Origin of the sequence: Chelatococcus albus (assembly GCF_030067675.1) — a bacterium.
Classification (GTDB): Bacteria; Pseudomonadota; Alphaproteobacteria; order Rhizobiales; family Beijerinckiaceae; genus Chelatococcus_A; species Chelatococcus_A albus.
The window spans coordinates 214,469-239,531 of the sequence record NZ_JASJEV010000001.1 but is presented as its reverse complement, the minus strand read 5'-3'; the positions used below and the strand labels follow the sequence as shown (position 1 = coordinate 239,531).

Annotated in this window: 24 protein-coding genes; 21 read left to right on the top strand and 3 right to left on the bottom strand. The window is 68.0% G+C overall.

Translation table 11 applies throughout. From position 1 onward, the window contains the following. Positions 1 to 11 precede the first annotated feature (11 nt). Positions 12 to 1,007: a lipoyl synthase gene (gene lipA, locus QNA08_RS01055; protein ID WP_422679830.1), complete on the top strand. Its 996-nt coding sequence runs from the start codon at positions 12 to 14 to the stop codon at positions 1,005 to 1,007. A 9-nt stretch (positions 1,008 to 1,016) separates the two neighbouring features. After that, on the top strand, positions 1,017 to 1,490 hold the full coding sequence (locus QNA08_RS01050) for a type II toxin-antitoxin system RatA family toxin (protein WP_283738830.1): 474 nt from the start codon (positions 1,017 to 1,019) through the stop codon (positions 1,488 to 1,490). 12 nt (positions 1,491 to 1,502) lie between these two features. On the opposite strand, the gene QNA08_RS01045 is transcribed toward QNA08_RS01050, so the two are convergent. Further along, entirely contained in the window at positions 1,503 to 2,033 is a 531-nt protein-coding gene (locus QNA08_RS01045; protein WP_283738829.1) for a CinA family protein, read from the bottom strand. Positions 2,034 to 2,058: 25 nt separating this feature from the next. Next, complete coding sequence (locus QNA08_RS01040) at positions 2,059 to 3,264, bottom strand: bifunctional 2-C-methyl-D-erythritol 4-phosphate cytidylyltransferase/2-C-methyl-D-erythritol 2,4-cyclodiphosphate synthase (RefSeq protein ID WP_283738828.1); 1,206 nt, start codon at positions 3,262 to 3,264, stop codon at positions 2,059 to 2,061. A gap of 184 nt (positions 3,265 to 3,448) precedes the next feature. Here QNA08_RS01040 and dusB point away from each other — a divergent pair, with 184 nt between their 5' ends. The 7 genes from dusB to hflX all read left to right on the top strand — a co-directional run bounded on the left by dusB (position 3,449) and on the right by hflX (position 12,729). Beyond that, positions 3,449 to 4,447, top strand: coding sequence for a tRNA dihydrouridine synthase DusB (gene dusB, locus QNA08_RS01035; protein ID WP_283738827.1), 999 nt, complete (start codon positions 3,449 to 3,451; stop codon positions 4,445 to 4,447). Between the two features lie 32 nt (positions 4,448 to 4,479). Further along, the gene (locus tag QNA08_RS01030) at positions 4,480 to 5,592 is read left to right on the top strand and encodes a two-component system sensor histidine kinase NtrB (RefSeq protein WP_283738826.1); all 1,113 of its coding nucleotides are present in this window, start codon (positions 4,480 to 4,482) and stop codon (positions 5,590 to 5,592) included. Positions 5,593 to 5,600: 8 nt separating this feature from the next. Next, positions 5,601 to 7,052 carry a nitrogen regulation protein NR(I) gene (gene ntrC / locus QNA08_RS01025; RefSeq protein WP_283738825.1) on the top strand — a complete coding sequence of 484 codons (1,452 nt, stop codon included), beginning with the start codon at positions 5,601 to 5,603 and terminating at the stop codon, positions 7,050 to 7,052. 126 nt (positions 7,053 to 7,178) lie between these two features. After that, complete coding sequence (locus QNA08_RS01020; protein ID WP_283738824.1) at positions 7,179 to 9,443, top strand: sensor histidine kinase NtrY-like; 2,265 nt, start codon at positions 7,179 to 7,181, stop codon at positions 9,441 to 9,443. Further along, complete coding sequence (ntrX, locus tag QNA08_RS01015; RefSeq protein WP_283738823.1) at positions 9,440 to 10,813, top strand: nitrogen assimilation response regulator NtrX; 1,374 nt, start codon at positions 9,440 to 9,442, stop codon at positions 10,811 to 10,813. The genes QNA08_RS01020 and ntrX overlap by 4 nt, the downstream gene beginning before the upstream one ends. Positions 10,814 to 11,060: 247 nt before the next feature. Continuing rightward, complete coding sequence (gene hfq / locus QNA08_RS01010) at positions 11,061 to 11,321, top strand: RNA chaperone Hfq (RefSeq protein WP_283738822.1); 261 nt, start codon at positions 11,061 to 11,063, stop codon at positions 11,319 to 11,321. 1 nt (position 11,322) lies between these two features. After that, positions 11,323 to 12,729 carry a GTPase HflX gene (gene hflX, locus QNA08_RS01005; RefSeq protein ID WP_283738821.1) on the top strand — a complete coding sequence of 469 codons (1,407 nt, stop codon included), beginning with the start codon at positions 11,323 to 11,325 and terminating at the stop codon, positions 12,727 to 12,729. 106 nt (positions 12,730 to 12,835) lie between these two features. Here the strand turns inward: hflX and mazG are convergent, their stop codons facing one another. Beyond that, positions 12,836 to 13,705 (bottom strand): nucleoside triphosphate pyrophosphohydrolase, encoded by an 870-nt coding sequence (mazG, locus tag QNA08_RS01000; protein WP_283738820.1) that lies wholly within the window; start codon positions 13,703 to 13,705, stop codon positions 12,836 to 12,838. 250 nt (positions 13,706 to 13,955) lie between these two features. Here mazG and QNA08_RS00995 point away from each other — a divergent pair, with 250 nt between their 5' ends. The 12 genes from QNA08_RS00995 to QNA08_RS00940 all read left to right on the top strand — a co-directional run bounded on the left by QNA08_RS00995 (position 13,956) and on the right by QNA08_RS00940 (position 24,979). Further along, positions 13,956 to 15,131 carry a CapA family protein gene (locus QNA08_RS00995; protein ID WP_283738819.1) on the top strand — a complete coding sequence of 392 codons (1,176 nt, stop codon included), beginning with the start codon at positions 13,956 to 13,958 and terminating at the stop codon, positions 15,129 to 15,131. A gap of 420 nt (positions 15,132 to 15,551) precedes the next feature. After that, positions 15,552 to 15,857 carry a hypothetical protein gene (locus tag QNA08_RS00990; protein ID WP_283738818.1) on the top strand — a complete coding sequence of 102 codons (306 nt, stop codon included), beginning with the start codon at positions 15,552 to 15,554 and terminating at the stop codon, positions 15,855 to 15,857. Further along, the gene (locus QNA08_RS00985; protein WP_283738817.1) at positions 15,790 to 16,305 is read left to right on the top strand and encodes a hypothetical protein; all 516 of its coding nucleotides are present in this window, start codon (positions 15,790 to 15,792) and stop codon (positions 16,303 to 16,305) included. The genes QNA08_RS00990 and QNA08_RS00985 overlap by 68 nt, the downstream gene beginning before the upstream one ends. A 44-nt stretch (positions 16,306 to 16,349) precedes the next feature. Then, the gene (locus QNA08_RS00980) at positions 16,350 to 17,654 is read left to right on the top strand and encodes a hypothetical protein (RefSeq protein WP_283738816.1); all 1,305 of its coding nucleotides are present in this window, start codon (positions 16,350 to 16,352) and stop codon (positions 17,652 to 17,654) included. A gap of 7 nt (positions 17,655 to 17,661) precedes the next feature. Beyond that, a complete protein-coding gene (locus QNA08_RS00975) occupies positions 17,662 to 19,455 on the top strand; it encodes a hypothetical protein (protein WP_283738815.1) in 1,794 nt (597 codons plus the stop codon). 39 nt (positions 19,456 to 19,494) lie between these two features. Continuing rightward, positions 19,495 to 20,136 carry a hypothetical protein gene (locus QNA08_RS00970; protein ID WP_283738814.1) on the top strand — a complete coding sequence of 214 codons (642 nt, stop codon included), beginning with the start codon at positions 19,495 to 19,497 and terminating at the stop codon, positions 20,134 to 20,136. 43 nt (positions 20,137 to 20,179) lie between these two features. Continuing rightward, a complete protein-coding gene (locus tag QNA08_RS00965) occupies positions 20,180 to 21,280 on the top strand; it encodes a hypothetical protein (RefSeq protein ID WP_283738813.1) in 1,101 nt (366 codons plus the stop codon). 33 nt (positions 21,281 to 21,313) lie between these two features. Then, the gene (locus QNA08_RS00960) at positions 21,314 to 22,168 is read left to right on the top strand and encodes a hypothetical protein (protein ID WP_283738812.1); all 855 of its coding nucleotides are present in this window, start codon (positions 21,314 to 21,316) and stop codon (positions 22,166 to 22,168) included. Further along, positions 22,090 to 22,962, top strand: a complete 873-nt coding sequence (locus tag QNA08_RS00955) for a hypothetical protein (protein WP_283738811.1) — start codon at positions 22,090 to 22,092, stop codon at positions 22,960 to 22,962. Before QNA08_RS00960 ends, QNA08_RS00955 begins: the two co-directional genes overlap by 79 nt. Further along, positions 22,959 to 23,306, top strand: a complete 348-nt coding sequence (locus tag QNA08_RS00950; RefSeq protein ID WP_283738810.1) for a hypothetical protein — start codon at positions 22,959 to 22,961, stop codon at positions 23,304 to 23,306. The genes QNA08_RS00955 and QNA08_RS00950 overlap by 4 nt, the downstream gene beginning before the upstream one ends. 5 nt (positions 23,307 to 23,311) lie before the next feature. After that, positions 23,312 to 24,121: a trypsin-like serine peptidase gene (locus tag QNA08_RS00945; protein WP_283738809.1), complete on the top strand. Its 810-nt coding sequence runs from the start codon at positions 23,312 to 23,314 to the stop codon at positions 24,119 to 24,121. A 438-nt stretch (positions 24,122 to 24,559) separates the two neighbouring features. Further along, positions 24,560 to 24,979, top strand: coding sequence for a response regulator transcription factor (locus QNA08_RS00940; RefSeq protein ID WP_283738808.1), 420 nt, complete (start codon positions 24,560 to 24,562; stop codon positions 24,977 to 24,979). Positions 24,980 to 25,063: the final 84 nt, after the last annotated feature.

Below are 25,063 nucleotides of genomic sequence, written 5' to 3'. Positions count from 1 at the left end.
GTTCAAGCAAGATGGCCGTCGTTCTCGATCTCCTGAACCGTGATCCGCGCCCGCGCCTGCAAGAGCAGGACATGCAGGCGGAGAAGCCGCGCCATCCCGAGAAGGCCCACCGCCCCGACCAGCCCGTGATGCGCAAGCCGGACTGGATCAGGGTCAAGGCCCCCGGCTCGCCCAAATGGGCCGAAACCAACCGCATCGTTCGCGAGAACAAGCTCGTCACCGTCTGCGAGGAAGCCGGCTGCCCCAACATCGGCGAGTGCTGGGAGAAGAAGCACGCCACCTTCATGATCATGGGCGACACGTGCACCCGCGCCTGCGCCTTCTGCAACGTGAAGACGGGACTGCCGCAGCCGCTCGACAGGGATGAGCCGGAGGGCGTCGCAAGGGCCGTCGAGAAGCTCGGGCTCTCGCACGTCGTCATCACCTCGGTCGACCGCGATGATCTTCCCGACGGCGGCGCTCAGCATTTCGCCGACGTGATCCACGCCATCCGCGCCCGCTCGCCGAAGACCACCATCGAGGTCCTGACGCCCGACTTCCTGCGCAAGGACGGCACGCTGGAAATCGTGGTGAAGGCGCGGCCCGACGTCTTCAACCACAATCTCGAGACGGTGCCCTCGAAGTATCTCAAGGTGCGGCCGGGGGCACGCTACTTCCATTCCGTGCGCCTCCTGCAGCAGGTGAAGGAGCTCGACCCGTCCATCTTCACGAAGTCCGGCATCATGGTCGGGCTCGGCGAGGAGCGGAACGAGGTGCTCCAGCTCATGGACGACCTGCGTTCGGCGGATGTCGATTTCATCACCATCGGTCAGTACCTGCAGCCGACGAAGAAGCACCACCCGATCATCCGCTTCGTGACGCCGGACGAGTTCAAGGCCTACGAGACGACGGCCTACGCCAAGGGATTCCTGATGGTTTCGGCGAGCCCGCTGACGCGCTCGTCGCATCATGCGGGGGATGACTTCGAGCGCCTGAAAGCGGCGCGCGCCGCCAAGCTCGGAAATTGACGACGCATCATGCCGGTGTTCCGTAATGCGCGGCGGGTGCCCTACGAGCCCCTTGAGATGTTCGACCTCGTGGCCGATGTCGAGCGCTATCCCGAGTTCCTGCCGTTGTGCGAGGCTCTGAAGGTGCGACGGAGGGCGCAAAGCGGGGAGGGCGTCGAGACCCTCGTCGCCGACATGAGCGTGGGCTACAAGGCGATCCATGAGAGCTTCCTGAGCCGGGTTACGCTCGACAGGCCGCGCCTCAAGGTGCTCGTCGAATATGTGGATGGCCCGTTCCGGCACCTCGAGAACCGCTGGAGCTTCAAGCACGACGGTGACGGCTGCCTCGTCGACTTCTTCATCTCCTACGAATTCAAGAGTTTCGCCCTCGGCGTGCTCATGGGTGCGGTCTTCGACAAGGCCTTTGCCAAATTCTCCGATGCCTTCGTGGCCCGGGCCGAGAAGGTCTACGGCAAGCGCCGCACCGTGCCGGCGGGCGCCTGAGCCGCGGGGACGTCAGCGGTCGTCGTCGAGCCGTGCCATGAACTCGATGAGGTCGAGCGCCTGCTCGACCGAGCCGCGCCGCACGCCGCCGCGACCGATGTCGCCGAAGCGCCGCTCCATATGGACGGTCTCGTAACCGCGCCGCGCCGCTGCAAAATGGACGAGGCCGACAGGCTTCTGGGGCGTACCCCCGTCGGGTCCGGCGATGCCGGTGATCGCGACTGCAACGTCCGCCTGCGATTCGTCGAGCGCTCCCTCTGCCATGGCGCGGGCGACCGGCTCGCTCACGGCGCCATGTGCCCGCAGCAGCGCGTCCGGCACGCCGAGGCAGCTTTCCTTGGCGCTGTTGGAATAGGTGACGAAGCCGCGCTCGACGATCCGCGACGCACCGGGCGGTTCGGTGAGCACCGCGGCGACGAGGCCACCCGTGCACGATTCCGCCGTGGCGACACGCAGGCTCTTCGCAAGGCAGAGATCGAGGACACGCAGGGCGCGCCCGACAAGCGCCTCGTCGATGCGGGTGAACGCAATGGCTTGCGGCATGATCGAAACCTCCGTCCCGCGCGCTTCAGGGTTCCCGATCGAACGGCAGCCGCACCGTGGCGATCGCCTGCGCGGCGATGCCCTCGCGGCGGCCGGTGAAGCCGAGCCGCTCGGACGTCGTCGCCTTGATCGACACGGCCGAGAGCGGCAGGCCGACGATGTCGGCGATGCGGCGGCGCATCGCTTCCCGGTGCGGGCCGATCTTCGGCGCCTCGCAGACGACGGTCACGTCGGCATGGTCGAGCCGACCGCCTCGCTGCCGCAGCAGGGCCATTGCATGCGCCAGAAAGCGATCGGATGAGGCGCCCTTCCACTGCGGATCGCTCGGCGGGAAATGCGTGCCGATGTCGCCCTCGGCAAGCGCGCCGAGCACGGCGTCGGTCAAGGCGTGCAGGACGACGTCGCCGTCGGAATGAGCGAGGACGCCACGGTCGTGCGCAATGCGGATCCCTCCGAGCCAGAGGTGATCGCCGGCGGCGAAGGCGTGCACGTCGTAGCCGCATCCGACGCGCACGCCGAGGGCCGGCGCCTCGGCCGCCAGGCGGCGCTCCGCTTCGTCGAAATCGGCTGCGGTCGTCAGCTTCATATTGGCAGGCTCTCCGGGGAACACATGCACGCCGAGGCCGGCCCATTCGGCAATGGCACCGTCGTCAGTGAAGCCGGCGTCGATGAGGCTTGCCGCCTGGCGGTGCGCCGAGAGCAGGTCGTCGAAGCGAAAGGCCTGCGGCGTCTGGATGAGGCGCAGGGCGGCGCGCTCGGGCGTCGCCCGAACGAGTCCGGCATCGTCCACGACCTTGACCGTGTCAGTCACCGTGACACCCGGCACGGCGGCGCCGTGCGCCCTCGCCGCCGCGATGGCCCGGTCGATCAGATCTGACGTGGCGAAGGGCCGCGCGGCATCGTGCACGAGCACGATCTCCGGCCGCATCGTCCCGACGGCCAGAGCTTCGAGCCCGGCGAGCACGGAGGCCTGACGGCTGTCGCCACCGGAGACCGGAGCACGCAGCCTGCCGGTTGCCTCGGAGAGGCCAGCGGCCACGGCGCCGTAGCGCCCCGCATCCTCGGGATGGATCACGGGAACGATCGCTGCCAGGCCCGGATGAGCAAGGAACGTCTCGAGCGTGCGCGCCAGGACCGGCCGGCCGGCCAGTTCGCGATACTGCTTCGGCACGTCGCCGCCCGCCCGGGTCCCGCGCCCGGCGGCGACGATGATGGCTGCGACACTCGACATGGGTCTCCCCGACCGCCATGGCGATCATGCGCCGATGGCGCGTGACCTCAGGTTCTGCGCCGTGATAAGCGGCAGCCCGGCAGGGCGCAAATGGCACCTGTCCCTGCGGCAAATGTCGCGCTTGCGAAGCGACTGATTTGTCTATTTTCTAAGCACAATGAAGCATGATCAGAAAGTGGGCACGATGCCGCTGAGCGTCGGACCGGTCCGCCTCGACGGCCGTGCCTTTCTCGCACCCATGTCCGGGGTGACCGATGTCGGATTCCGGCGTCTGGCGCGCCGCTTCGGCGCCTCCCTCGTCGTATCCGAGATGGTCGCTTCCGAGGAACTGGCGCGCGGTTCGGCGGAGGCAGCTCTCCGCGCCGAAGGCGCGGGCGTCACCCCGCATGTCGTACAGCTCGCCGGTTGCGACGCGCGCTGGATGAGCGAGGCGGCACGGGTCGCGGAAGCGAGCGGCGCGGCGGTTGTCGACATCAACATGGGCTGCCCGGCCAAGCGGGTGACCGGCGGCTGGTCGGGGTCCGCGCTCATGCGCGATCTCGATCACGCCATGACGCTGGTGACGGCGACCGTCGGCGCCGTGAAGGTCCCGGTGACGCTCAAGATGCGGCTCGGCTGGGACGAGGGCTCGCTCAATGCGCCCGAACTGGCGCGCAGGGCGCAGGAGGCCGGAGTGGCCATGGTCACGGTGCATGGCCGCACGCGGCAGCAGTTCTACAAGGGTACGGCCGATTGGACGGCGGTCGCCAAGGTGCGCGCGGCGGTGTCCATCCCTCTCGTGGTCAATGGCGACATCGGCGACGCGGCGACGGCGCGCGACGCGCTCTCCCAGTCGGGGGCGGACGCGGTGATGGTGGGGCGCGCGACGCTCGGGCGGCCCTGGCTCGCCGGCCAGATTGCCCGCGCGCTTGATGGCGCGGAGCCGGGGAGCGGCCCGGCGTGCGAGGAGCGGGCGGCCGCCGCCGTCGAACACTACGAGACCCTTCTTTCGCTCTATGGCCTCCGGATCGGCCTGCGCCACGCGCGCAAGCATCTCGCGGCCTATGCCGAGGACGCCATGGCGCTGGGGAGCGCGGCGGCGCGCGCCAACCGCGCACGACTCGTCACCTCCGAGGACCCGAAGGAAGTGATCGGTCTGCTTGCGCGTCTTTATGACGATCGCCCCCGGGAGATGGCGGCGTGATGGCTCACGGCGGCCTTCAGGAGTTCGTGCTCATGCCTGAGGCAACATCGGGCTTCGCCGGGGAACGTATCCTCAATGTGCTGCCTCTGCCGGTCCTGGTGGTCGGGGAGGGGGACGTCATCGTCCATGCCAACAGCGCTGCCGAGGACTTCTTCGAGCTCAGCCTGCCGGTCATGCAACGCCAGCGGCTCGCCGATCTGGTGCCGTTCGGATCGCCCGTCGTCGTCCTGGCGGAGGAGGTACGCAAGCGCCTGGCAAGCGTCAGCGAGTATCGCGTCGACGTCGGCACCCCGCGCATCGGCGCCGAGCGGGTCGTGGATGTCTTTGCAGCTCCCTTCGGTGAAGACGGTCGCCAGGTCGTCCTCATGCTGCAAGAGCGGACAATTGCCGATAAAATGGACAGGCAATTGACGCACCGCGGGGCGGCCCGTTCGATCACGGCGCTCGGCGCCATGTTGGCGCATGAGATCAAGAATCCGCTCTCGGGTATTCGTGGCGCGGCTCAGCTCCTCGAAAGCGCGGTCGGGGACGACGACCGTCTCCTGACACGGTTGATCTGCGACGAGACCGACCGCATCGTGAAGCTCGTGGAGCGTATGGAGCTCTTCAGCGACGAGCGGCCGATCGAGCGCGGGCCGGTCAATATCCATGGCGTGCTCGATCATGTGAAGCGCCTGGCGCAGTCGGGCTTTGCCCGTCACATCCGCTTCCTCGAAATTTACGATCCGTCGCTGCCGCCGGTGCACGGCAACCGCGACCAGCTCATCCAGATCTTTCTCAATCTTGTGAAGAATGCCGCCGAGGCCATCGGCCCCGACTCGCTTGACGGCGAGATCGTCCTGTCGACGGCCTTCCGGCCGGGCCTGCGTATGGCGGTGCGCGGCTCCGAGGGGCGGGTCAGCCTGCCGCTGGAAATCTGCGTGCGCGACAACGGCCCGGGTGTGCCGAGCGACATCCTGCCCAATCTCTTCGATCCCTTCGTCACCACCAAGGCCCAGGGGTCTGGCCTCGGTCTTGCTTTGGTCGCCAAGATCATCGGGGACCACGGGGGCATCGTCGAATGCGAGTCCGCCCCGCGCCGCACGACGTTCCGCGTGCTGCTGCCGATGTTCACCGCCCGTGACGGGCGAGTCTCGGAGACATGAGGAGGACCATGGCGAGCGGAAGCATCCTGATCGCTGATGACGACGCTGCGATCCGCACCGTCCTCAACCAGGCGCTGTCTCGCGCCGGCTACGAGGTGCGATCCACCGGCAATGCGGCAACCCTCTGGCAATGGGTAGCGCAGGGGGAGGGCGATCTCGTCATCACCGACGTGGTGATGCCCGACGGCAATGCGTTCGATCTCCTGCCGCGCATCAAGAAGGTCAGGCCCGAGCTGCCGCTCATCGTCATGAGCGCGCAGAACACCTTCATGACGGCCATCCGAGCCTCCGAGCGCGGCGCCTACGAATATCTGCCGAAGCCGTTCGACCTGAAGGAGCTCGTCGCCGTCGTCGGGCGCGCGCTGTCGCGGCCGCGCGGCCAGGCGCCTGCAGCTGGCCAGCCGGAGGTCGAGGAGATTCCGCTCGTCGGGCGCTCGCCGGCGATGCAGGAGATCTACCGGGCGCTCGCCCGCCTGATGCCGACCGACCTCACCGTCATGATCACGGGCGAATCGGGCACGGGCAAGGAACTCGTCGCGCGCGCCCTGCACGACTACGGCAAGCGGCGCAACGGCCCCTTCGTCGCCATCAACATGGCGGCCATCCCGCGCGATCTCATCGAGTCCGAGCTGTTCGGGCATGAGAAGGGTGCCTTTACGGGCGCCGCGGCGCGCAGCGTCGGGCGCTTCGAACAGGCGGAGGGGGGCACGCTCTTCCTCGACGAGATCGGCGACATGCCGATGGAGGCGCAGACACGCCTCCTGCGCGTTCTGCAGCAGGGCGAATACACGACGGTCGGCGGCCGCACGCCGATCAAGACCAACGTGCGCATCATCGCGGCCACCAACAAGGACCTGCGGTTGTCCATCCAGCAGGGGCTCTTCAGGGAGGACCTGTTCTTCCGTCTCAATGTCGTGCCGCTGCGCCTGCCGCCATTGCGCGAGCGCAGCGAGGACGTGCCGGATCTCGTCCGGCACTTCTTCAACCTCGTCGAGCGCGAAGGGCTGCCGCGCAAGCAGCTCGATGCCGACGCCACCGAAAAACTGAAGCGCTACCGCTGGCCCGGCAACGTACGCGAGCTCGAGAATCTGGTTCGCCGCCTCGCCGCCCTCTATCCACAGGAGACGATCACCGGCCCGATCATCGACGCCGAGCTGGAACCGGCATCCCCGGCGGCTGTCGCGGAGCCTGCAGCGGCAACGGCGCCGGCGACGGAAGGCCTCTCCGAGTCCGTGGAGCGCCATCTCCTGAGCTATTTCGGCGAGTTCAAGGATCGGCTGCCGCCGCCGGGCCTCTATCATCGCATCCTGCGCGAGGTCGAGGCGCCGCTGATCGCCATGGCGCTCGCCGCGACGCGCGGCAATCAGATCAAGGCGGCCGAGTTGCTCGGGCTCAATCGCAACACCTTGCGCAAGAAGATCCGGGATCTCGATTTGCAGGTGATCCGCACGCCACGTTGATCCCCTCTGAATGGAGGGTGGTTTCCGCCTCGGGAATGTCTTATTCGGACAACACTGTTGTGTTGTTGCATCACATGGGCGCGGCGATTCGCCGATGCCCGGGACCATCCTGATGGCGAGGACCGTTTGAAACCGGCTGGCGGCGGAGAGATGGAGCGCGCGGCGCGTGACGACCGTGCGTCGCGCGTGTCTGGCCTCATCGGCACGGCAGCGGTGGTGCTCGCGCTCCTGTCGGCGCTCGTCACCTTCCTCGTGCTCGCCGGCATGACGCCGATCCTCCCGACCCACGAGGTGGTTGTCTGGGCGCTGCTCCTCAACGGCGCCCTGGTGCTCCTGCTGATCGCCATCATCGTCTGGGACACCTGGAGCCTCTTCCGCGCGCGCCGGGAGGGAGCAGCGGCGGCCGGGCTGCATGTCCGCATCGTGTCGCTGTTCAGCCTCGTTGCGGCCTTTCCGGCCGTCCTCGTGGCGATCGTCGCCTCGGTGACGCTGGAGCGGGGGCTCGACCCCTGGTTCACCAGCTCCCTGAAGGCGCTGATCGGCAACACGACGGAGATCGCCCACGCCTATCGCGACACGCAATGCCGCATGATCGTGCGCGAAACCAACCTGATGGCGGCCGACCTCAACCGGGCCAAGGTGCTGTTCGACGCCGACCGCAAGGTGTTCCACGACTTCATGCTGTCGCGCGCCGTGTTTCTCGGCTTCCCGGTCGCCATGCTGGTCAAGGGGGACGGTTCCGTCATCGAGCGCATCGAGGCGAAGCCGATCGAGAACCTGTCGCTGCCGAGCCAGGAGGATCTGAAGGAAGCGAACACGACGGATCCCCTGTGCCTCGTGCCTCGCTCAAACAATGTCTTCCGCGGTGTTCTTAAACTCATCTCTCAGGATGATGTCTACCTCTTCGTGGCCCGTCCTGTCGATCCGCGCGCGGTCGAGTTCCCGGCCGCGGCGGAGGCTGGCGTTGCCTATTACCAGGCTCTCGAACAGAAGAAGCTCGGCATCCAGATCGCCTTCGCGTCGATGTTTGCGCTGGTCGCTCTCATCGTCCTCTTGTCTGCGGTCTGGTTCGGCCTCAGCTTCGCGAACCGCCTCGTCACTCCGATCCGCCGGCTGATCCGGGCCACCGATCAGGTGGCGACCGGCAACTTCTACGTTCAGGTTCCCATCCGGCGCTCGGAGGGCGATCTCGCCCATCTGGGCGCGACCTTCAACAAGATGACGACCGAGCTGCGCCAGCAGCACGACGGCCTCGTCGCCGCGAGCGAGGTGATCGACAAGCGCCGCCGCTTCACCGAGGCCGTGCTGGCCGGTGTTTCGGCGGGCGTCATCGGCATGGACGCCGCCGGGCGCATCTCCATCGTCAATCCTTCGGCCGAGGCGCTGTTGCGCGCCCCGGCCACCAGCCTCGTCGGATGCCGCATCGCCGAGGTCGTGCCGGAGCTGATGGAGCTCGTCGAGGAGGCCCGCGCCGGGCGCCAGCGGCTGGTCCAGGGCCAGATCGCGCTCGCCCGCGACGGGCGTGACCGCACGCTCAATGTGCGCGTCACGAGCGAGCAGGCGGCCGGCGAGGACAAGGGCTTCGTCGTCACCCTCGACGACATCACCGATCTGGTCGCAGCGCAGCGCACCTCGGCCTGGGCTGACGTGGCGCGCCGCATCGCCCACGAGATCAAGAACCCGCTGACGCCGATCCAATTGTCGGCGGAGCGCATCCGCCGCAAGTATGGCAAGGTCATCACCACCGATCGCGAGGTCTTCGACCAGTGCACGGATACGATCGTGCGTCAGGTCGACGACATCAAGCGCATGGTGGATGAGTTCTCCTCGTTCGCGCGGATGCCGAAGCCATCTCTCGATACCGAGGATGTCGTCGAGACGGTGCGCCAGGTGCTGTTCATGATGCGGCTGGGCAATCCCGACCTGCATTTCCAGGACGACCTGCCGGCCGAGAAGATCCTGGCGCGTTTCGACCGGCGGCTGATCGCTCAGGCAGTGACCAACATCATCAAGAATGCGACCGAGGCTGTCCTTGCCGTATCGGCGGAGGAGAGGGGGCCCGGGCTCGTGCATGTCGGGGTGCGCCTCGAGCCCGAGGACATTGTCGTCATCGAGGTGACAGACAACGGCAAGGGCTTCCCGAAGGAGCATCGCCAGCGGCTCCTCGAGCCCTACATGACGACGCGCGAGGGCGGCACGGGGCTCGGCCTCGCCATCGTGGGCAAGATCCTCGAGGACCACGGCGGCGGCATCGAGCTGCTCGACGCGCCTGGCGTGGCCGCGGGAGGGCGGGGGGCTCGCGTCCGACTCTGGTTTCCAAGAACCGGCGGCGGTGCCACGGCGGCTTCCGCCGCAGGCGCCCATGCCACATCACAGAGGGCTCACGGATGAGTGCCGACATCCTGATCGTCGATGACGAGGCGGATATCCGCGATCTCGTCGCCGGTATCCTGGAGGACGAAGGGCATCGCACCCGTACGGCCGGCAGCTCGGACGAGGCGCTGGCGGCCATCGAGATGCGCAGGCCGCACCTCGTCTTCCTGGATATCTGGCTGCAGGGCAGCCGCCTCGACGGTCTGCAGGTGCTCGACGTCATCAAGGAGTTGCATCCGGAACTGCCGGTCGTGATGATCTCCGGACACGGAAACATCGAGACGGCCGTATCCGCCATCAAGCGCGGCGCCTATGACTTCATCGAGAAGCCCTTCAAGGCCGACCGCCTCGTCCTGGTCGCGGAGCGGGCACTGGAGGCGGCGCGCCTCAAGCGCGAGGTGAAGGAACTCAAGGTCCGTTCCGTCCAGGCGAGCCGCATCGTCGGCCGTTCGCCGGCCGCCAACCAGCTTCGGCAGACGATCGAGCGCGTGGCGCCGACAAATGCGCGCGTGCTCATCTCGGGCGCGCCCGGTTCAGGCAAGGAACTCGCGGCGCGCACGCTCCACGCGCTGTCCAACCGTGCTCCGGGACCGTTCGTCGTCATCAATGCGGCGACGATCACGCCGGACAGGATGGAGAGCGAGCTGTTCGGTGTCGAGAGCAGCGACGGCCGCGGCCGTCGCATCGGCGCCCTGGAGGAGGCGCACGGCGGCACGCTCTACATCGACGAGGTCGCGGACATGCCGCGCGAGACGCAGGGCCGCATCCTGCGCGTGCTGGTCGACCAGAATTTCCAGCGCGTGAACGGGAGCACGCGCGTCCACGTCGACGTGCGCATCATCTCCTCCACGAGTCGCGACCTCAGCTCGGAGATCGCCGCCGGGCGTTTCCGCGAGGATCTGTTCCACCGGCTCGGCGTGGTGCCGATCCGGGTCCCGTCGCTCGCCGAGCGGCGGGAGGACGTGCCCGAGCTGATCATGTTCTTCATGGAGCAGATCTCGTCGGCAACCGGCCTCTCCAAGCGCATCATCGCCGAGGACGCGATGGCGGTCCTGCAGTCGCACGACTGGCCGGGGAACATGCGCCAGCTGCGCAACAACGTGGAGCGCCTGATGATTCTCGCCGGGGGCGACCCGGAGGCCGAGATCACGGCCGACATGCTGCCGTCGGAGATCGGCGCCCTCGTGCCCACCACGCCGGCCGGGGCCGGCGGCGAGAAGCTCATGGGCCTGCCGCTGCGCGACGCCCGCGAGATCTTCGAGCGCGAGTATCTCATCGCGCAGATCAACCGATTCTCCGGCAATATCTCGCGTACCGCCGAGTTCATCGGCATGGAGCGCTCGGCGCTGCACCGAAAACTCAAGTCCCTCGGCATCGGTGCGAGCTGATGCCGGGGCGCCTCAGGCGGGGATTCGCCTTGTGCTGGGCGGGCAAGCACGGGAGGTGCACAGCGAGATGCCGTGTGGGAATGGGTGATCGTTTGATTACCACTTGCGCGTGGGCGGTTCTCGCCCTGTAATGCGCGACGACCGGTCTCGTCACGGCGGTGCTCCACCGAGTGTTGCCGCGGCGACAACAACAACGCGTGGCTCCGCGGCCAGGACCGGCGGCAGCACGGCACACGAGGCTCAAACGATGGCGGGCGAACGCGCGCAAAACCTGCAGGACACTTTTCTCAATCACGTCCGTAAGAACAAGGTTCCGCTGACAATCTTTTTGGTGAATGGCGTGAAGCTGCAAGGCGTCGTCACCTGGTTTGACAATTTCTGCGTCCTTCTCCGTCGCGACGGGCATTCGCAGCTCGTCTACAAACATGCCATATCCACCATCATGCCGGGTCATCCGATCCAGCTCTTCGAACAGGCGGACGAAAACGGCGTAGCCGAGAAGGCGTGAGGTGACCGAACCGAAGACGCGCAAGGGAGCGCAACGAGGGGGCGCGCTGGCGGCGCATCTCGCCGAGCCCGAGAAGACGGTCGCCGCGGGAACACGTGCGTTCGTCATCGGCCCTTACGTCGTCCGCAGACCGCGCGGCGAGTCTGCGCCCGACGCGGCTTCGGCCAGAGACATGCAGGCGCGCCTCGACGAGGCCGCCGGTCTTGCGCTCGCGATCGACCTGAACGTGGTGCGCACCTTCGTCGCGTCGCTCGATGCCATCCGGCCGGCGACCTATCTCGGCAAGGGCAAGGTCGAGGAGATCGCCGGCGCGGTGAAGGCCGAGGAGATCGGTCTTGTCGTCATGGATTGCGCGCTGTCACCCGTCCAGCAGCGCAACCTGGAGAAGGCGTGGGGCTGCAAGGTCATCGACCGGACCGGTCTCATTCTCGAGATCTTCGGGCGCCGCGCCCGCACACGGGAGGGCGCCCTGCAGGTCGAGCTTGCGCATCTGACCTACCAGAAGAGCCGCCTCGTCCGCTCCTGGACGCATCTCGAGCGCCAGCGTGGCGGTTTCGGCTTCCTCGGCGGGCCTGGCGAGACGCAGATCGAGGCCGACAGGCGCCTCATCCAGGAGCGCATGACGCGGATCGAGCGGGAGCTCGATCAGGTGAAGCGCACACGCTCGCTGCACCGGGCGAGCCGCCGGCGCGTGCCCTATCCGATCATTGCGCTCGTGGGCTACACGAATGCCGGCAAGTCGACGCTCTTCAATCGCCTGACGACCGCCACCGTCCTCGCCGAGAACATGCTGTTCGCGACGCTTGATCCGACCGCGCGGGCGATCGAGCTGCCGCACGGGGAGAAGGCCATCCTGTCGGATACGGTGGGGTTCATTTCCGACCTGCCGACGATGCTGGTCGCCGCCTTCCGGGCGACGCTGGAGGATGTGATCGAGGCGGACGTACTCCTCCACGTGCGCGACGTGTCGCATGAGGATACCGAGGCCCAGGCGGCCGATGTCGAGAACATCCTGCAGGAGCTTGGCATCGATGCGGAGGACGGCCGCCGCATCATCGAGGTGTGGAACAAGTCAGACCTCCTGGATGAGGCACAGCGGCAGAAACTCGCCAACATCGCCGAACGCAGGCCACAGGAGCACCGGCCGGTGCTCGTCTCGGCGCTGACGGGGCAGGGGCTCGATCGCCTGCTGGCCGGGATCGAAGCGCGGATCGCGGAGGGGCGGCCCGTCTACCGCGTGACGCTCGATGCGGCGGATGGCGCTGCCCTCAACTGGCTCTACGAGGAGGCCGAGGTGCTGGAGCGGCGCACGGACGAGGACGGCAATCTCGTGCTCGCCGTTCGCATCGCGCCGGAGAAGGAACCGCGCCTCATTCGCCGCTGCCTCGGCGCAAGGCGCGTCCGCTGACGCCCTTCCGTCGTCGCTGCGGCCCGCCTCGTGCATGAAGCTTCGACCGGATGACGGTCGATCGGACGGTAGGGGCGAGCCGCCGGGCTGCCTCGACCCTGGACGATCATCCTCCTGGGGCCGCTTCCTCCGCCTTGGCGGCCTGCCACAGGGCTTCCATCTCGTCCAAGGTGGACTCGGATGGATTTTTTCCTTTTTTGGCAAGACTTTGTTCGATGCGGCGGAAGCGCCGCTCGAACTTGGCGTTGGTTCCGCGCAAGGCCGCTTCCGGATCGATGTCGAGATGGCGGGCGAGATTGGCGACGGCAAAGAGGAGATCGCCGATCTCGTCGGCCTGGGCCGTGCGGTCGCCAGCGGCCACCGCTTCCTCGGTTTCCGCAAGCTCCTCCCGGATCTTGGCGATCACCTGCGTGGTCTCGCTCCAGTCGAAGCCGACCGTCGCGGCCTTGCGCTGCAGCTTGTCGGCGCGGGCGAGGGCAGGGAGCGCATGGGGAATGCCGTCGAGAAGGCTCGCCGTCTCGTCGTACGTGCCGGCGGCCTGTCGCGCGGCCTGCCGCTCGGCCTTCTCCTCGGCCTTGATCTGCCCCCAGAGCGTCTTGACCGCCTCGGGCGAGAGATTGCGCGCATCGCCGAAGACGTGGGGATGGCGGCGGATGAGCTTGCGTGTGATCGCCTCGACCACGTCGCCGAAGGAGAAATGCTTCGCCTCCTCGGCCATGCGCGCGTGGAACACGACCTGAAGCAGGAGATCGCCGAGTTCGTCCTTGAGATCGACGAAGTCTCCACGTGCGACCGCGTCAGCCACTTCGTAGGCCTCTTCGATCGTGTAGGGGACGATGCTCGTGAAATCCTGCTCGAGATCCCAGGGGCAGCCCGTGCCGGGCGTCCGCAGGGCGGCCATGATTTCGACAAGGCGCGCGATGTCCCGGGAGGGCGCGGGGAGGGAGGACGACGGTCGTTTTTCGTGAAGGGACATGAACTTGATCTTCCGGCATGCAGCTGCGCGGTCCAGCCATGTCTCGGCCGTCCCCGACGCGCCGGCACATCATAGCCTATGCGAGCGAGTCGCGGCGGATTGCCGCCCCGGATCGGACGAGTTCCGCCCGCCGCGGCCCCCTTGGTCGCCGGCCCCGCTGCGGGCGGCGGGGGAGGCCTGCTAGAATGACGAAGACGACGGCAGCACACGCCTGCCGGCGTCTCCGGTGCCGGGCCGAGAGTGCAGCGTCATGGGAGACGTCGATCCGTCGCGTCCCGGAGCGACACGCACCGAGGCAGCGATAACCATCTTTCTCTGCGGCGACGTGATGATCGGGCGCGGCATCGACCAGGTGCTGCCGCACCCGAGTGACCCTGTCCTCTACGAGCCCTGCGTAGCCTCGGCGACCGACTATGTCCGTCTCGCCGAACTCGCGAACGGGCCGATCCCCAGGCCCGTCGGCTTCGACTATCCCTGGGGGGAGGCACTTGCGGAGCTCCGGCGCGTGCAGCCCGATGTGCGCGTCATCAACCTCGAGACGAGCATCACGCGCAGCGACGCCTATCTGCCCAAGGGCATCAACTACAGGATGAGCCCCGATAACGCCCAATGCCTCCGCGCCGGGCAGATCGATTGCTGCGTTCTCGCCAACAACCACGTTCTCGATTGGGGACGCGAGGGGCTGCTGGAAACGCTCGCCTGCCTCGACCGGCACGGCGTGAAGGGCGTCGGCGCCGGCCGGGATGCGGCAGAGGCGGGCGCGCCGGCCATCCTCGACGTGGCCGGAAAGGGGCGGGTTCTCGTCTTCGCCTTCGCCATGGCGACGAGCGGCGTCCCACCCGGTTGGGCGGCCGGGCAGGACAGGCCCGGCGTCAGCTTCCTGCGCGATCTGTCGGATGCGGCCGTTGCAGACGTGGCCGGGCGGGTGCGTGCCGTCCGGCGGCAGGGCGATGTCGTCGTCGTCTCGATCCACTGGGGCTCGAACTGGGGTTACGACGTCCCTCAGGACCAGCAGCGGTTCGCCAGGGCTCTGATCGACGAGGCAGACGTGTCCGTCGTCCACGGGCATTCCTCGCATCACGCCAAGGCCATCGAGGTCCATCGAAGGCGCCTGATCCTCTACGGATGCGGTGACTTCCTGAACGACTACGAGGGCATCGCCGGCTACGAGGAGTTTCGCGACGATCTGGCCATCATGTATTTCGCGCGTGTCGATCCCCCGACCGGCGATCTTCTCGGCCTCGACATGGTGCCGCTTCAGATCGCGCGCTTCCGGCTCAATCGTCCGTCTCGCGACGATGTCGCCTGGCTGCACGGGACGCTCGATCGCGAGAGCTCCCGCTTCGATGCGCGCGTCGCGCGCTCGGCCGACGATCACCTGACGTTGTCGCCGCCGGATGTTCATTCGCAACGGGGCGAGCGATGAACCCGGCCGGGCGAGGACCGTCCTTGCGGGCGGGCGGTCATAGGCGATTCGCATAAGACATATTATGGAACTGAAAATGGAGTGAGATCGCTCCCGCGACATGCCGCGCTGTGTCGACAAGTCCTTGCAACGCATTGGCGTAGTTTGCTTGTTTCGCCTGCTCCGGAAGCCGCGGACGAAGGCATGCTTCCTCGCAAAGGCTGCGCCTGGCGTTGCCGGCGCCGTCGCCAGCCGCTGCCGCGCCGCGCACCGTCCGGGACCGCGCCGCGACGTCCGTCACGCATGCGGGCTAAGGCCTTCGGGTTACGGCATGAGGCCGACTTTCGCGCGGCGATCGCCCGGGCCTAGGCTTTCCGGTGCGAACAACCGACCGGCCCCGCACAGGATGAGCGGCGAGCCTTGCTTCGGGAGAGTGGCGCTATGGCGATCAGCGAACAAGACCTCATGGAAGATCTCGCCTATGCCGAGGCCGAGGGTCCCGCCGACATGTTCGAGGACGACCTCGACGCGTTCGGAGGGGAAGAAGACAGCGCCGATCTTGCTGGCGACTTCTTCGGCGAAGACGAAGGCGACTACTACGAAGACGAGATGGAGGCAGAGGAAGCCGACGAGTCCGTCGGGCAGCTCCATTGCCCGAGGCGCCGGTCCCATCCTGTCGATGATCCCGCATCCGGCCGCCCAGGTGGGGGCGCAGGTCGCAAATGTCCTCGGCAAGCTGAGAGCTGAAGGCGGAACCGTCGAGGACGCCCTCGAGGCGGTTGCCGAGGTCGCCGTGCGCGATCGCAGGGCGCTGCCGGTCGTCGCCGGACTCGCGGCGCGCTCCGTGATCAAGAACCGAGGCGCTGCGATGCCCCCGGCGCAACGACAGCAGGCGGCGAAGGCCATGACCAAGGCTGCGCGGACACTGGTTTCGAGCGGGGGGCCGAAGGCGATCCGCGCCCTGCCCCGGATCACGCGCAGCGTCAAGCGCACGGCTGCGGCACGGGGAACGCCGCCGGCGGTCCAGCCCAAGGCCGTCGCCCGCACGGCCGCCAAGGTCGCGCAGAACCCGGCCTTGTTGCGTCGCCTCAGCACCGCCTCGCCGCGCGGACAGATGATCGTCCAGCGCACGGGGGGCGCCGGGCGCACGCTCAGCGTCCCGGGGCCAGCCACCATCACCATCACCGTCGGCTGACGGGGGGCGGGTGTCTTCCGAACAAGTCTTGGCCGAGGTTCGTCATGACCCAGGTTCGGACATTTCCAGCGAAGCCGGACCCGCTCGAGCGGTTCCTCGCCGTCAAGGCGCGCACGCTGGCGAGCCGTGCCCGCCAGCTCGTCGCCCTGACGCCGGATTCAGTCGGGCTTCGGCCGGAAGACATGCCCTTCGCTCCGCGGCCGGAACATTTCGAGGCCGCCAATCGCCGCCTGCAGGCGATCGACCGCGATGTGCGGACGAGACTGGAGACCCTCGCCCGCACGAACCATTCGGCGTCCACGGACGACAGGCTTCTGTCCATGGCGATGGTCGAGCGCGAGCTCGATCGCGCGCGGCGGGCCTTCGGTCTGTTCTTCGAGATCTTCAGCCAGCGCGGCACGGCCTTTGCCCGATCGCTCTCCGCCCACGATTCGATCGCCCGCGACTGCTACGCTGCCGTGCGGACCGCAGCGCCGCGCATGTTCTCTGGACCGCTCGTGGCCCCGCTCACCTATCTCGAGCACGGCTATTCGCCGGCCACGATGCGCCGGGGGGTGACGCTGAACCGCCTTCTGGGCGAGCGGAATCCCTTTCCGCTCATCCGGATTCCCTATGATCGCGACCGGCCCTGGCAGGCGGTCTTCCTGCACGAGGTTGCGCACAATCTCCAGGCCGATCTCGGCCTTTGGGTCGAGAACCGCACGGCGGTCGTGCGCCGCCTCGCGGAGGAGCGGCTCCATCCTCGCGTCATCAGCATTTTTGCGCGCTGGCAGAAGGAGATATGGGCGGATGTCGCGGCCCTTCTCCTGGGCGGGCCCGGCGTCGCCTGGGGCCTGGCGGAGTTCCTGGCCCATCCCCCGGACAAGGTGATGACCTATCGGCCGGGCGGTCCGCATCCCACGGGCTATCTGCGCGTGCCGATCGCGGCGGAGACGCTCAATCGCATGGGCTATCCCGAGCAGGCTGAGCGCCTGGCCGGCGTTTGGTCGCGCCTCTACGATCCGCGCCGGGGCCACCGGATCCCGGCGCCGCTCCTGCGGGAGGCGCGTCGGACGATCCCTGCCGTCGTCGACGAAATGGCGTTTCAGCCGCGCCGCAGCCTGGGTGAAAGGGCGCTCGCAAGCATCATCCCCTTCCGAAGGGAGGACGAGGCGGCGATCCGGCGTGGCGGAATGCTCCTCGCCCGCAGACGAGTCCCCGTGGACCTGCCGCCGCGCTTCCTCGTGAGCGCCGCGCGCCATGCGATCGAGGCCGGGATCAAACCGCTCGAACTCAACGAGCTCATGCTTGCCCGCCTCGCCCCCGTCGCACCCGTCAGCGGCAGGATCATCACACCGAAGGCCGCGTGAGGTCGCCATGAACGATCGAGCCTCCCTTTCCGAGACCACCGTCATCCGCGATCGGACACCCGTCGCAGTGAGGGCCGACAATCTCATCCGCCAGCGCCTGCGGATCGGCGATCCGCGCAATCCGCAGGAGGTGGCCGAAGGCCTCAAGCGGCTGTTCACGCAGGACGCGCGCAAGCTCGCCGCCGAGGCCGAAGGCCTGCCGGTCGTGCCGGCGCGGTTTGTCGGTGAAGCCGCGCGCAGCCCGGAATCGCAGGCGACCGGGGCCGAGCTCAAGCAGGCCATCGACGACGTCGAGCGCGATCTCGGCGCCCTCACGGCCGATCACCGCCTCAAGGACATATCGGCCGAACTGCAGGGATGGGGCCAGGCGATCCGCTCCATCATCAGCGATGGCACGGCGGCGGCCCGCCTGGCGCTCGACCCGAGGGCGCGCGACCGCCTCTTCGCGGCGCGACGGCAGTTGGGCGACTATGCGCGGCTCGCCCGCATGGTGGGCGCCCTGACGCAGACCATGAACCTGCCCTACCGGCGCTTGGCGCAGAGCCTCGACGAGGTGGCGGGGCTCGTCCTCGTCCTCGCCGGGGAGTCGCTTGCGGGCGCCGGGCTCGGCGGTGGCCGCTTCCTGCTTTCGGTGCCCGCGAGCGAATTGCAGGCGCGCCGCGACTCGGTGCTGCTTGCCCTGCGGACGCTGGCCGGCACGACCGAGCAGGCCTACGGCAACGATCAGTGGCCCTGGGGCCTGCACGGCCTGCGCGAGATGCTGCGCGTCATCGAGGCGAGCGGCCATCTCGATCTCAGGGCGCTGCTCGAGGAGCAGGTTCTTGGCCGCCTGATGGACGAGCTGATCGAGCGCGCGGCGCAGCACAACGTGCTCGGCCTGCGGGCGCTCGGCGCCACGGCGGACGTCGCCGTCCAGCAATTGCACCGGTTGCTGCACGTCGTCGACGACCGCGTGCAGCCAGAGGCGCCGGCGGTCACCACCTTCCTCAAGGCGATCCAGCTCTTCCTCGACGCCTTCCGGTCGAGCCGCAGCGGCTACCGGCTGCTGTTCGTGGCCCGGGCACCCATCGCCTTCTATGGCCTCGCCGGCATCGGCGGGCCGGACCCGGCGACGCTCCGCCTGATCGATCTCGTCGTGCAGCGCGGCCGGCTCGCGGAGCTTCTCGATTGCTACCTCGGCTGCGACTGCTGTGGCGACGACGTCATCTGCCAGATCCTGCTCGACAAGATCCTCTACGACACGGATCGTGCGATCGATCTCTACACGCTGGGGAGTGATCCGGACGGCAGCGGCGAGCCCGAATGGCGCGCAGCGGCCTTCGCCCTGCTCATCATGGAATTCCGCGCGCCGCAACTGCCGGCGAACCAGGCCAACACCACCTGCCTCGCCGGCGAGTGCTTCCCGCGCATGGGCGAGCTCACGACGAGCCTCGATGCGATCTCCTCCCTTCTGCGGGCGGGCAAGCTCGATGCGGGCGGGACGATCGTGACGGCGGATCCCGGTGACGTGCATCGAGGGCTCCTCACGGCCGAACTGTGCCAGCAGCGGCTGGCCGACCGGCGGCTGGAGGCGCTGATCGCGACGCTCGCGCCCGGTTGCGTGCCCGGCGAGCAGGTGTTCAGCCGGATCGAGAGCCTGATCGACGGTGCCATAGGACGCCTCGGCGCACCCTCCGGGACATGCGCGGAGATCGAGATCGCGCCGCCGCCGACGACAGAGAGCGCGCTCGAGCTGTTCCACGGTCTCAATCAGCACGCCGCGCGGTGGGGCCTCGTCCCGCCCCGCTTCGGACGGCCCTGACGACCGTCCGCTGGAGAACGCGACGAGCGCGAGAAGGAGATGACCATGCCGACGAGCGAGCCGTTCATATCAAGGCCGGGCACCCTGTCGGGCGAGTTGATCAGCTTCATCCGCGACCTGCGGGTGGCCCTGCGGCTGCAGATGCAGCAGAGCTTTCCCGACGCCGTGCCGGAAGCCCCCTCCCCGCTGCTGCGCCCGCGCGTGATCGATAAGGCCGATTTCGACGCCGCCGTGGCGGAGGCGAAGGAAGCCGCAAAGGCGATCGACGCGGCGAGCGAGGAGGTTGTCGCCGTCGTCGCCAAGGTCGAGGGCCACGTGCGGGAGTATCTCGAACGCAGCGCCAAGACCGACGACCTGAGCGTCCTGCAGCATGATGGCGTGCTGTGGGCGTGCGAGGAGATGACGACCTGGCGGCGGGAAGCGCAGTTCTACCTGCACGAGCTCTGCCTCCAGGCCGCGACCCTCCAGATCGCGGTGCAGCGCACGCTCGGCAACATCGAGTTCATCCACGTCTGCGCGCCACACCCTTGCGACGACCCGCATGCCGAGCCGTGGACCGTGTTGGCACGGGCCCCGCGCGAGGAGCGGCGCCGGCGCCCGGGCGACGAGGGCGAGGAGCAGGCGCCGGAGGCGGCCAGGGGCGGTCAAGTGCGCAAACGCCCTCCGACCGCGGAGAGCTGAGACGTCGGACCCTTGAGGAGACCGCGGCCCGCGGGATCGAGCGATGGCGTACGATACCTTTGAGACCATCCAGCGCTTCTGGCAGCGCTTCGCCCGTGAGGAGCTCGAAGGGCTGCCGCCGGACGAGCGTCGCCGCATCGCGGCGGAATTCGAGGCCCGCTTCGGCCGCTTGACGAGCGACGCCGCCGGAGACGACCAGACGGCCTTCGCCGACCTGATCGGCCTCGGCGCGAAGGGGGCCCTGCCCTTCGGCGAGATCGCCTGGCCGCGACTCGTCGCGGACTTCGACGCCGCGGTCGTGCCGAGCCAGCTTCATGCCGCCGCCGAGCTCTACATGATCTACCAGTATGAGCGAGCGGGGGTGTTCAGGGTCGCCGAGATCCTGCGGCGCCTCTATCGCGACGGGCGCATGCGCATCCAGCGTGGCCCGGGCGCGCGCGGCCTCTACCTCCTGGAGAAGTGGCAGCCGCTCCGCTACGGCCCGCGGGACAGGCTGGTCGCCTACATGCGTGTGTTCAACTACGGCAAGGCACCGCGGCCGGCGGGAGCCATCGTCAACGTCAACTTCCACTATCAGCTCGTGGGACTGATGTCGGCGCTCGCCCAGTATTTCCGCGATCTGACGATCGGCGAGGTCATCCGTGGCGGGCAGACACTCGAGCAGCGCCCCTATGGCACGCTCGCCACCGTGCAGCGCCTCGCCACCGATCTGCGCTATGCGCTCGACCGGGCAAGCTACGGCAACATCGTGGCGCTCACCCAGGAGGCTGGCCTGCACCTCAGGCAACTGCTCGATCTGTTCGATACGCCGGACATCAAGAAGGCGTTCGACGCCAACAACAAGTGGGACGTCGTCGAGCAGGTTCTGCATCGCCACTTCGGCGGGGCCCGCGAATTGTCGCAGCGGACGAAGATGGCAGAGAGCGGCCGCCGCGTCCTCCTCTGGGTCGCAGGCGGCGACTTCGAGACCGGCGACGATCCGCAGCAATTCAACATCGAGGCCCAGCCGGCCGGCGCCCATGCCGAGGCCTGGCTCGCCGCCTACAGGATGACGGACGAGGGCCGGCGCTTCCCTGGCGTCACGGAGAACCTGCGCTGGGCGGTGGGACTGCCGCCGCGTGACGCGCGCATGACGGTGGCGTGAGGACGAGGGCCGGACCAACCAGGGGGCAGTGCCATGTTCTGGTATCCGCCCGAAGACAGGAAGGCCGCGGGACCGCCCTGCGTTCTCGACGTGGCGCTGTCGCTGGCGCCGACCGGCCTGTTCTGGGTGCTCGGATTGTCCACGGCCCTGCCCGTCTGGCTGCCGCAGTCGCACTGGGCGATCGTCGACGATCCGGAGTTCTACGGTCGCGACGATCGGCTGATCGCTCATCTGTCCGGCAGCACCGGCTCGGCCGACGCGGCTGCCACGCTGGGGCCGGTTGTGCGCGCCTGGCGGGAGGCGCGCACGACCTTCGGGCTGGAGACCATTCCCGGATGTTTCTGGCCGGGGGACGGGCCGGTTGACTCCGTCTTTCCGAAGGACGGCGACGTGAGCCTGGTCCACCGCCTGCACGCCCTCGCCGCCGGCCTCGACAACCGCCGGTGGACGGTCTCGGCGCCGGCGCCGGGCACCGCGGATGCCCTCGCCGACTGCGCGCGCGACACGCTCGCTCTCGCGGCCGCGCTCGGCGGGCGCCGGCCGGTCGTGCTCAGTCCCGTCGGGGCGGACGGGGCGCCGGCGCTCGCGCGGCATCTCGAAGACGCAGGAATCGCCTGCCCGCGGGTCACCGATACTCCGCTCGTTCCCCTCGTCGCGGAGGCGCTGATGCCTGCCCTGCTCGCGAGCGGCCTCGCAGTCTCGCTTGCGAGCGGCCGCCTGCGCCTGGCGGCACTGTTCATCGTTGCTCCGGGCGTTCTCGCGACCGACGTCCTGCGGGATGTCGAGGCGGTGGCGGAGGACCAACTGGAATGGAACGCGGCGGCAGAAGGCGGCGAAGCCGCCCTCTGGCAGGACGCGTCAGCGGCTTGGTGCGAGTTCTGGCAATGACCCTCGAAGACTGGCCGATGCTTCACGATGACGACATGTGCCGATGCGCGCGCTGCCGGCGCCAGAGGCGATCGGTCGAGCGGCTCGCCGACGCGAGCCTCAGTGCGGCCTTGAGGCATGCCCAGGACCGATGGGAGGGCCACCAGGCCGCCTGGGGCATCCACGAGGCTTCCACGCCGGCACGTCCCAAGCCGGGGCTGGTGACCGTTCCGGAATTCAAGGTCGCGGTCGGCACGCCGGTCTCCATCGAGACCCTGCTCGCCCTGAAGAAGAGGAAGGAAAGGGGCCGTCCCTTCATCACGCCGCCCGGCTGGCGCAAGAACGACAAGGGGCTCTACGTCTATTCCGCACCGACGCTCGACGGGCGACCGCTCTATGTCGGGGAGACGCGTCCGACGAGCGCCAACACGACGCTCGGCCGCATCTACCAGGAAATCAGGGGAAAGGGTGCCCAGAAGAGCGAGGACCTGAAGAAGCTGTTCGAACTGCTGAACGGGCGTCCCGTCGAGCTCATCCCGGGAAAGGGACCGGTTGTCGCCAAGCCGGGCGACATCTTCGTCCAGCCGGCGAAGATCGTGAGCCCGTCCGGACATCCGATCGATTTCTCCACGGACCCCAATCAGCACGCGGCGGAACTGCTGCTGAAGGGCATTCTCAATCCGATCCTCGGCAAGGACACCCTCACCTTCGAGGACGAAGACGAGGGGCCGGCTCCCGGAACGATCGAGCAGCTGGCCAGATTCAGTCTGCGCGCACTCGAGCGCGCGGCTCGCCACAGCGAGGTGTCGCCATGATCTGCGCGTCGCCCTCCAGCCCGGCACGGGAAGACGCGGCCGCTGTCCGCCGTGCGTCCAGGACGGCCCATGCGGCCTGCGAGGATACCGATGCCCCGACGCTCGCGGCCATCGTCGAACGCGTGCTCGCGGAGGCCGACGCCGAGGAGCGGACGAGCCTCGCGGCGAATGGGACTTTGGCGGATCCCGTCGAGGATTTCCTGGCAGGTGCGGTCGCGTTCCTCGTGGCCCGCCCTGATCGCGACGATCTCCTCGAACGGCTGCGTGTTCGCCTGTCCCATGGGGCGTCCGGCCTGCCCGACGTCCCACCGCCCGACCCTGGCGCCGAACGCCCGTCGGAGTAGCCGCCATGCTCGCCGAGTGGATGGAAGACGGTCAGGATCTGGCGGTCATCGGGCCGATCGACAGCCGCGTGCAGGAGATACGCACCCGCCAGTTTCCCTGGAACACCCTCGTTCACCTGTGCCGGGATTTCGGGTCAGGGCAGTGCTCGGGATGCAGCGGTATTCTCATCGGGCCCCGACGGGTGCTCACCGCCGCCCACTGCCTGTGGAGCATCGGGCGGGCGGCGGCCCCCCGCCGCATCTTTGTGATCCCCGGCCGGCGCGATCGCGCCACGATGCCCTTCGGCTCGATCGAGGCCCGCGAATACTGGGTTCCGCGCGGTTTCCTCACGGGGCCGGAGAGAACCGCCTGGGACTGGGGCCTGATCGTGCTCAGGCGGCCCGTGCCCTCTGAGATCGGCCGCTTCGTACCAATGAAGCCCTTGTCAGCCGCGGCCCTGTCGCGACTGCGTGAGGCGGGGCGTGTCACGGTCGCCGGCTATCCCTCGGACCGTCCCGTGGGCACGCTCTGGCGCCACGCCGAGCGACTGGTGCGGTTCGACGATCATCGCCTCTTCCACACCGTCGATACCTGTCCCGGTCACAGCGGGAGCCCGATCATGGCGCGGATCGACGGCCAGCCCGCGGTGATCGGCGTTCACACCGCGGGCGTCCTCGACCCGGAGGGACTGTCGCATGGTTGCAAGCGGGGAACCGTGCTCGCCCCGGCGGGCAGCGTCAACAGCGGGGTCAGGCTGCGCCCGGCCACGATCGAAGCTCTGTCCGATCCGTCGCGGCCGCGGCCCGGCCCCGCCCTGATGGTGCGGCTGCCCTGACGCGGGGCTCTTCGAAGAAGGCCGTGGTCGCTCGGCGGTCATCGGGGTGAAGGAGGCACTCCATGAAGGCCGTCGCACCTGCCGCGTCGAACGGTGGGATTCTCCCTCCGTCGTCACCTGTCGCGAGGTTTCTCTTTCAACATGACGCAACTTTGGCTATCATGGCGCAAGCGGAAGTCCTCTGCGCTTTCGAATTGCGCAAGACTGGCTGTCGCCAAATAAGAAATATAAAGATAATACAATGGGGGAATGTGTTTGTATTATTTATTTGAATTCCCCTTCCGCTGACATTTTCTATATATCTTGTGTTCGATGTCGGATGGCCGTGGGTAGATCGTAGGCGACGCCGCGATGGTTGCTGCCCGTAAAGGGTACGGCGCGAATCGTCGATGCGCTCGCAGGTGAATGACAGGCTGATCGTCGATCCGAGGGAAGACGATGCAACCCGTTCAGGTCATGGCCTCCCCGTCGTCCCGTTCCGTCGAGGCCTTGGCGCGCTTTTCACTCGCCGGGGCGGAATGCCTCGTCGTCGACCTGGACCAGACACGCGACGGGGCGGATACGTTTCTCGGTACATTCATGATGGCGGGTCATCGCTATGCGGTTCTGCGCAGCAACAGGAGCCCCGCCAGTCCGGATGTCATCGAGGTCTTGACGCCGCGCGAGCTGCAGATCGCACTCCTCGTGGCGGCTGGCAATCAGAACAAGGAAATCGCGCAGTCGCTGCGGATCAGCTTCCACACCGTGCGCGTACATGTCGGACGAATCTATGCAAAGCTCGGCCTGCACAAGCAGACCGAGCTTGCTGCCCTCATCGCAGCCAAGTTCGGCAACGGGACCGTCGTGCTCCGCGAATGAACCTGGCTGTTGCGGCAGGCCAGCGGGAGCCGCGTGGTGTGCGCCGGAAGCGTATGGCGAAGGGGGCCTTGGAGAACCGAGGCC

Excerpts from the sequence above, each read along its gene's own strand:
- mazG (WP_283738820.1), bottom strand. The coding sequence starts at position 13,705 with ATGTCCCTTCACGAAAAACGACCGTCGTCCTCCCTCCCCGCGCCCTCC.
- QNA08_RS01045 (WP_283738829.1), bottom strand. The coding sequence starts at position 2,033 with ATGCCGCAAGCCATTGCGTTCACCCGCATCGACGAGGCGCTTGTCGGG.
- QNA08_RS00975 (WP_283738815.1), top strand. The coding sequence starts at position 17,662 with ATGAACGATCGAGCCTCCCTTTCCGAGACCACCGTCATCCGCGATCGG.
- hfq (WP_283738822.1), top strand. The coding sequence starts at position 11,061 with ATGGCGGGCGAACGCGCGCAAAACCTGCAGGACACTTTTCTCAATCAC.
- QNA08_RS00980 (WP_283738816.1), top strand. The coding sequence starts at position 16,350 with ATGACCCAGGTTCGGACATTTCCAGCGAAGCCGGACCCGCTCGAGCGG.
- QNA08_RS00945 (WP_283738809.1), top strand. The coding sequence starts at position 23,312 with ATGCTCGCCGAGTGGATGGAAGACGGTCAGGATCTGGCGGTCATCGGG.
- QNA08_RS01030 (WP_283738826.1), top strand. The coding sequence starts at position 4,480 with ATGCCTGAGGCAACATCGGGCTTCGCCGGGGAACGTATCCTCAATGTG.
- QNA08_RS00985 (WP_283738817.1), top strand. The coding sequence starts at position 15,790 with ATGATCCCGCATCCGGCCGCCCAGGTGGGGGCGCAGGTCGCAAATGTC.
- QNA08_RS01040 (WP_283738828.1), bottom strand. The coding sequence starts at position 3,264 with ATGTCGAGTGTCGCAGCCATCATCGTCGCCGCCGGGCGCGGGACCCGG.
- QNA08_RS00990 (WP_283738818.1), top strand. The coding sequence starts at position 15,552 with ATGGCGATCAGCGAACAAGACCTCATGGAAGATCTCGCCTATGCCGAG.
- ntrX (WP_283738823.1), top strand. The coding sequence starts at position 9,440 with ATGAGTGCCGACATCCTGATCGTCGATGACGAGGCGGATATCCGCGAT.
- lipA (WP_422679830.1), top strand. The coding sequence starts at position 12 with ATGGCCGTCGTTCTCGATCTCCTGAACCGTGATCCGCGCCCGCGCCTG.
- ntrC (WP_283738825.1), top strand. The coding sequence starts at position 5,601 with ATGGCGAGCGGAAGCATCCTGATCGCTGATGACGACGCTGCGATCCGC.
- QNA08_RS00950 (WP_283738810.1), top strand. The coding sequence starts at position 22,959 with ATGATCTGCGCGTCGCCCTCCAGCCCGGCACGGGAAGACGCGGCCGCT.
- QNA08_RS00940 (WP_283738808.1), top strand. The coding sequence starts at position 24,560 with ATGCAACCCGTTCAGGTCATGGCCTCCCCGTCGTCCCGTTCCGTCGAG.
- QNA08_RS00955 (WP_283738811.1), top strand. The coding sequence starts at position 22,090 with ATGGAACGCGGCGGCAGAAGGCGGCGAAGCCGCCCTCTGGCAGGACGC.
- QNA08_RS00970 (WP_283738814.1), top strand. The coding sequence starts at position 19,495 with ATGACCATGCCGACGAGCGAGCCGTTCATATCAAGGCCGGGCACCCTG.
- QNA08_RS00995 (WP_283738819.1), top strand. The coding sequence starts at position 13,956 with ATGGGAGACGTCGATCCGTCGCGTCCCGGAGCGACACGCACCGAGGCA.
- dusB (WP_283738827.1), top strand. The coding sequence starts at position 3,449 with ATGCCGCTGAGCGTCGGACCGGTCCGCCTCGACGGCCGTGCCTTTCTC.
- QNA08_RS00960 (WP_283738812.1), top strand. The coding sequence starts at position 21,314 with ATGTTCTGGTATCCGCCCGAAGACAGGAAGGCCGCGGGACCGCCCTGC.
- QNA08_RS00965 (WP_283738813.1), top strand. The coding sequence starts at position 20,180 with ATGGCGTACGATACCTTTGAGACCATCCAGCGCTTCTGGCAGCGCTTC.
- QNA08_RS01050 (WP_283738830.1), top strand. The coding sequence starts at position 1,017 with ATGCCGGTGTTCCGTAATGCGCGGCGGGTGCCCTACGAGCCCCTTGAG.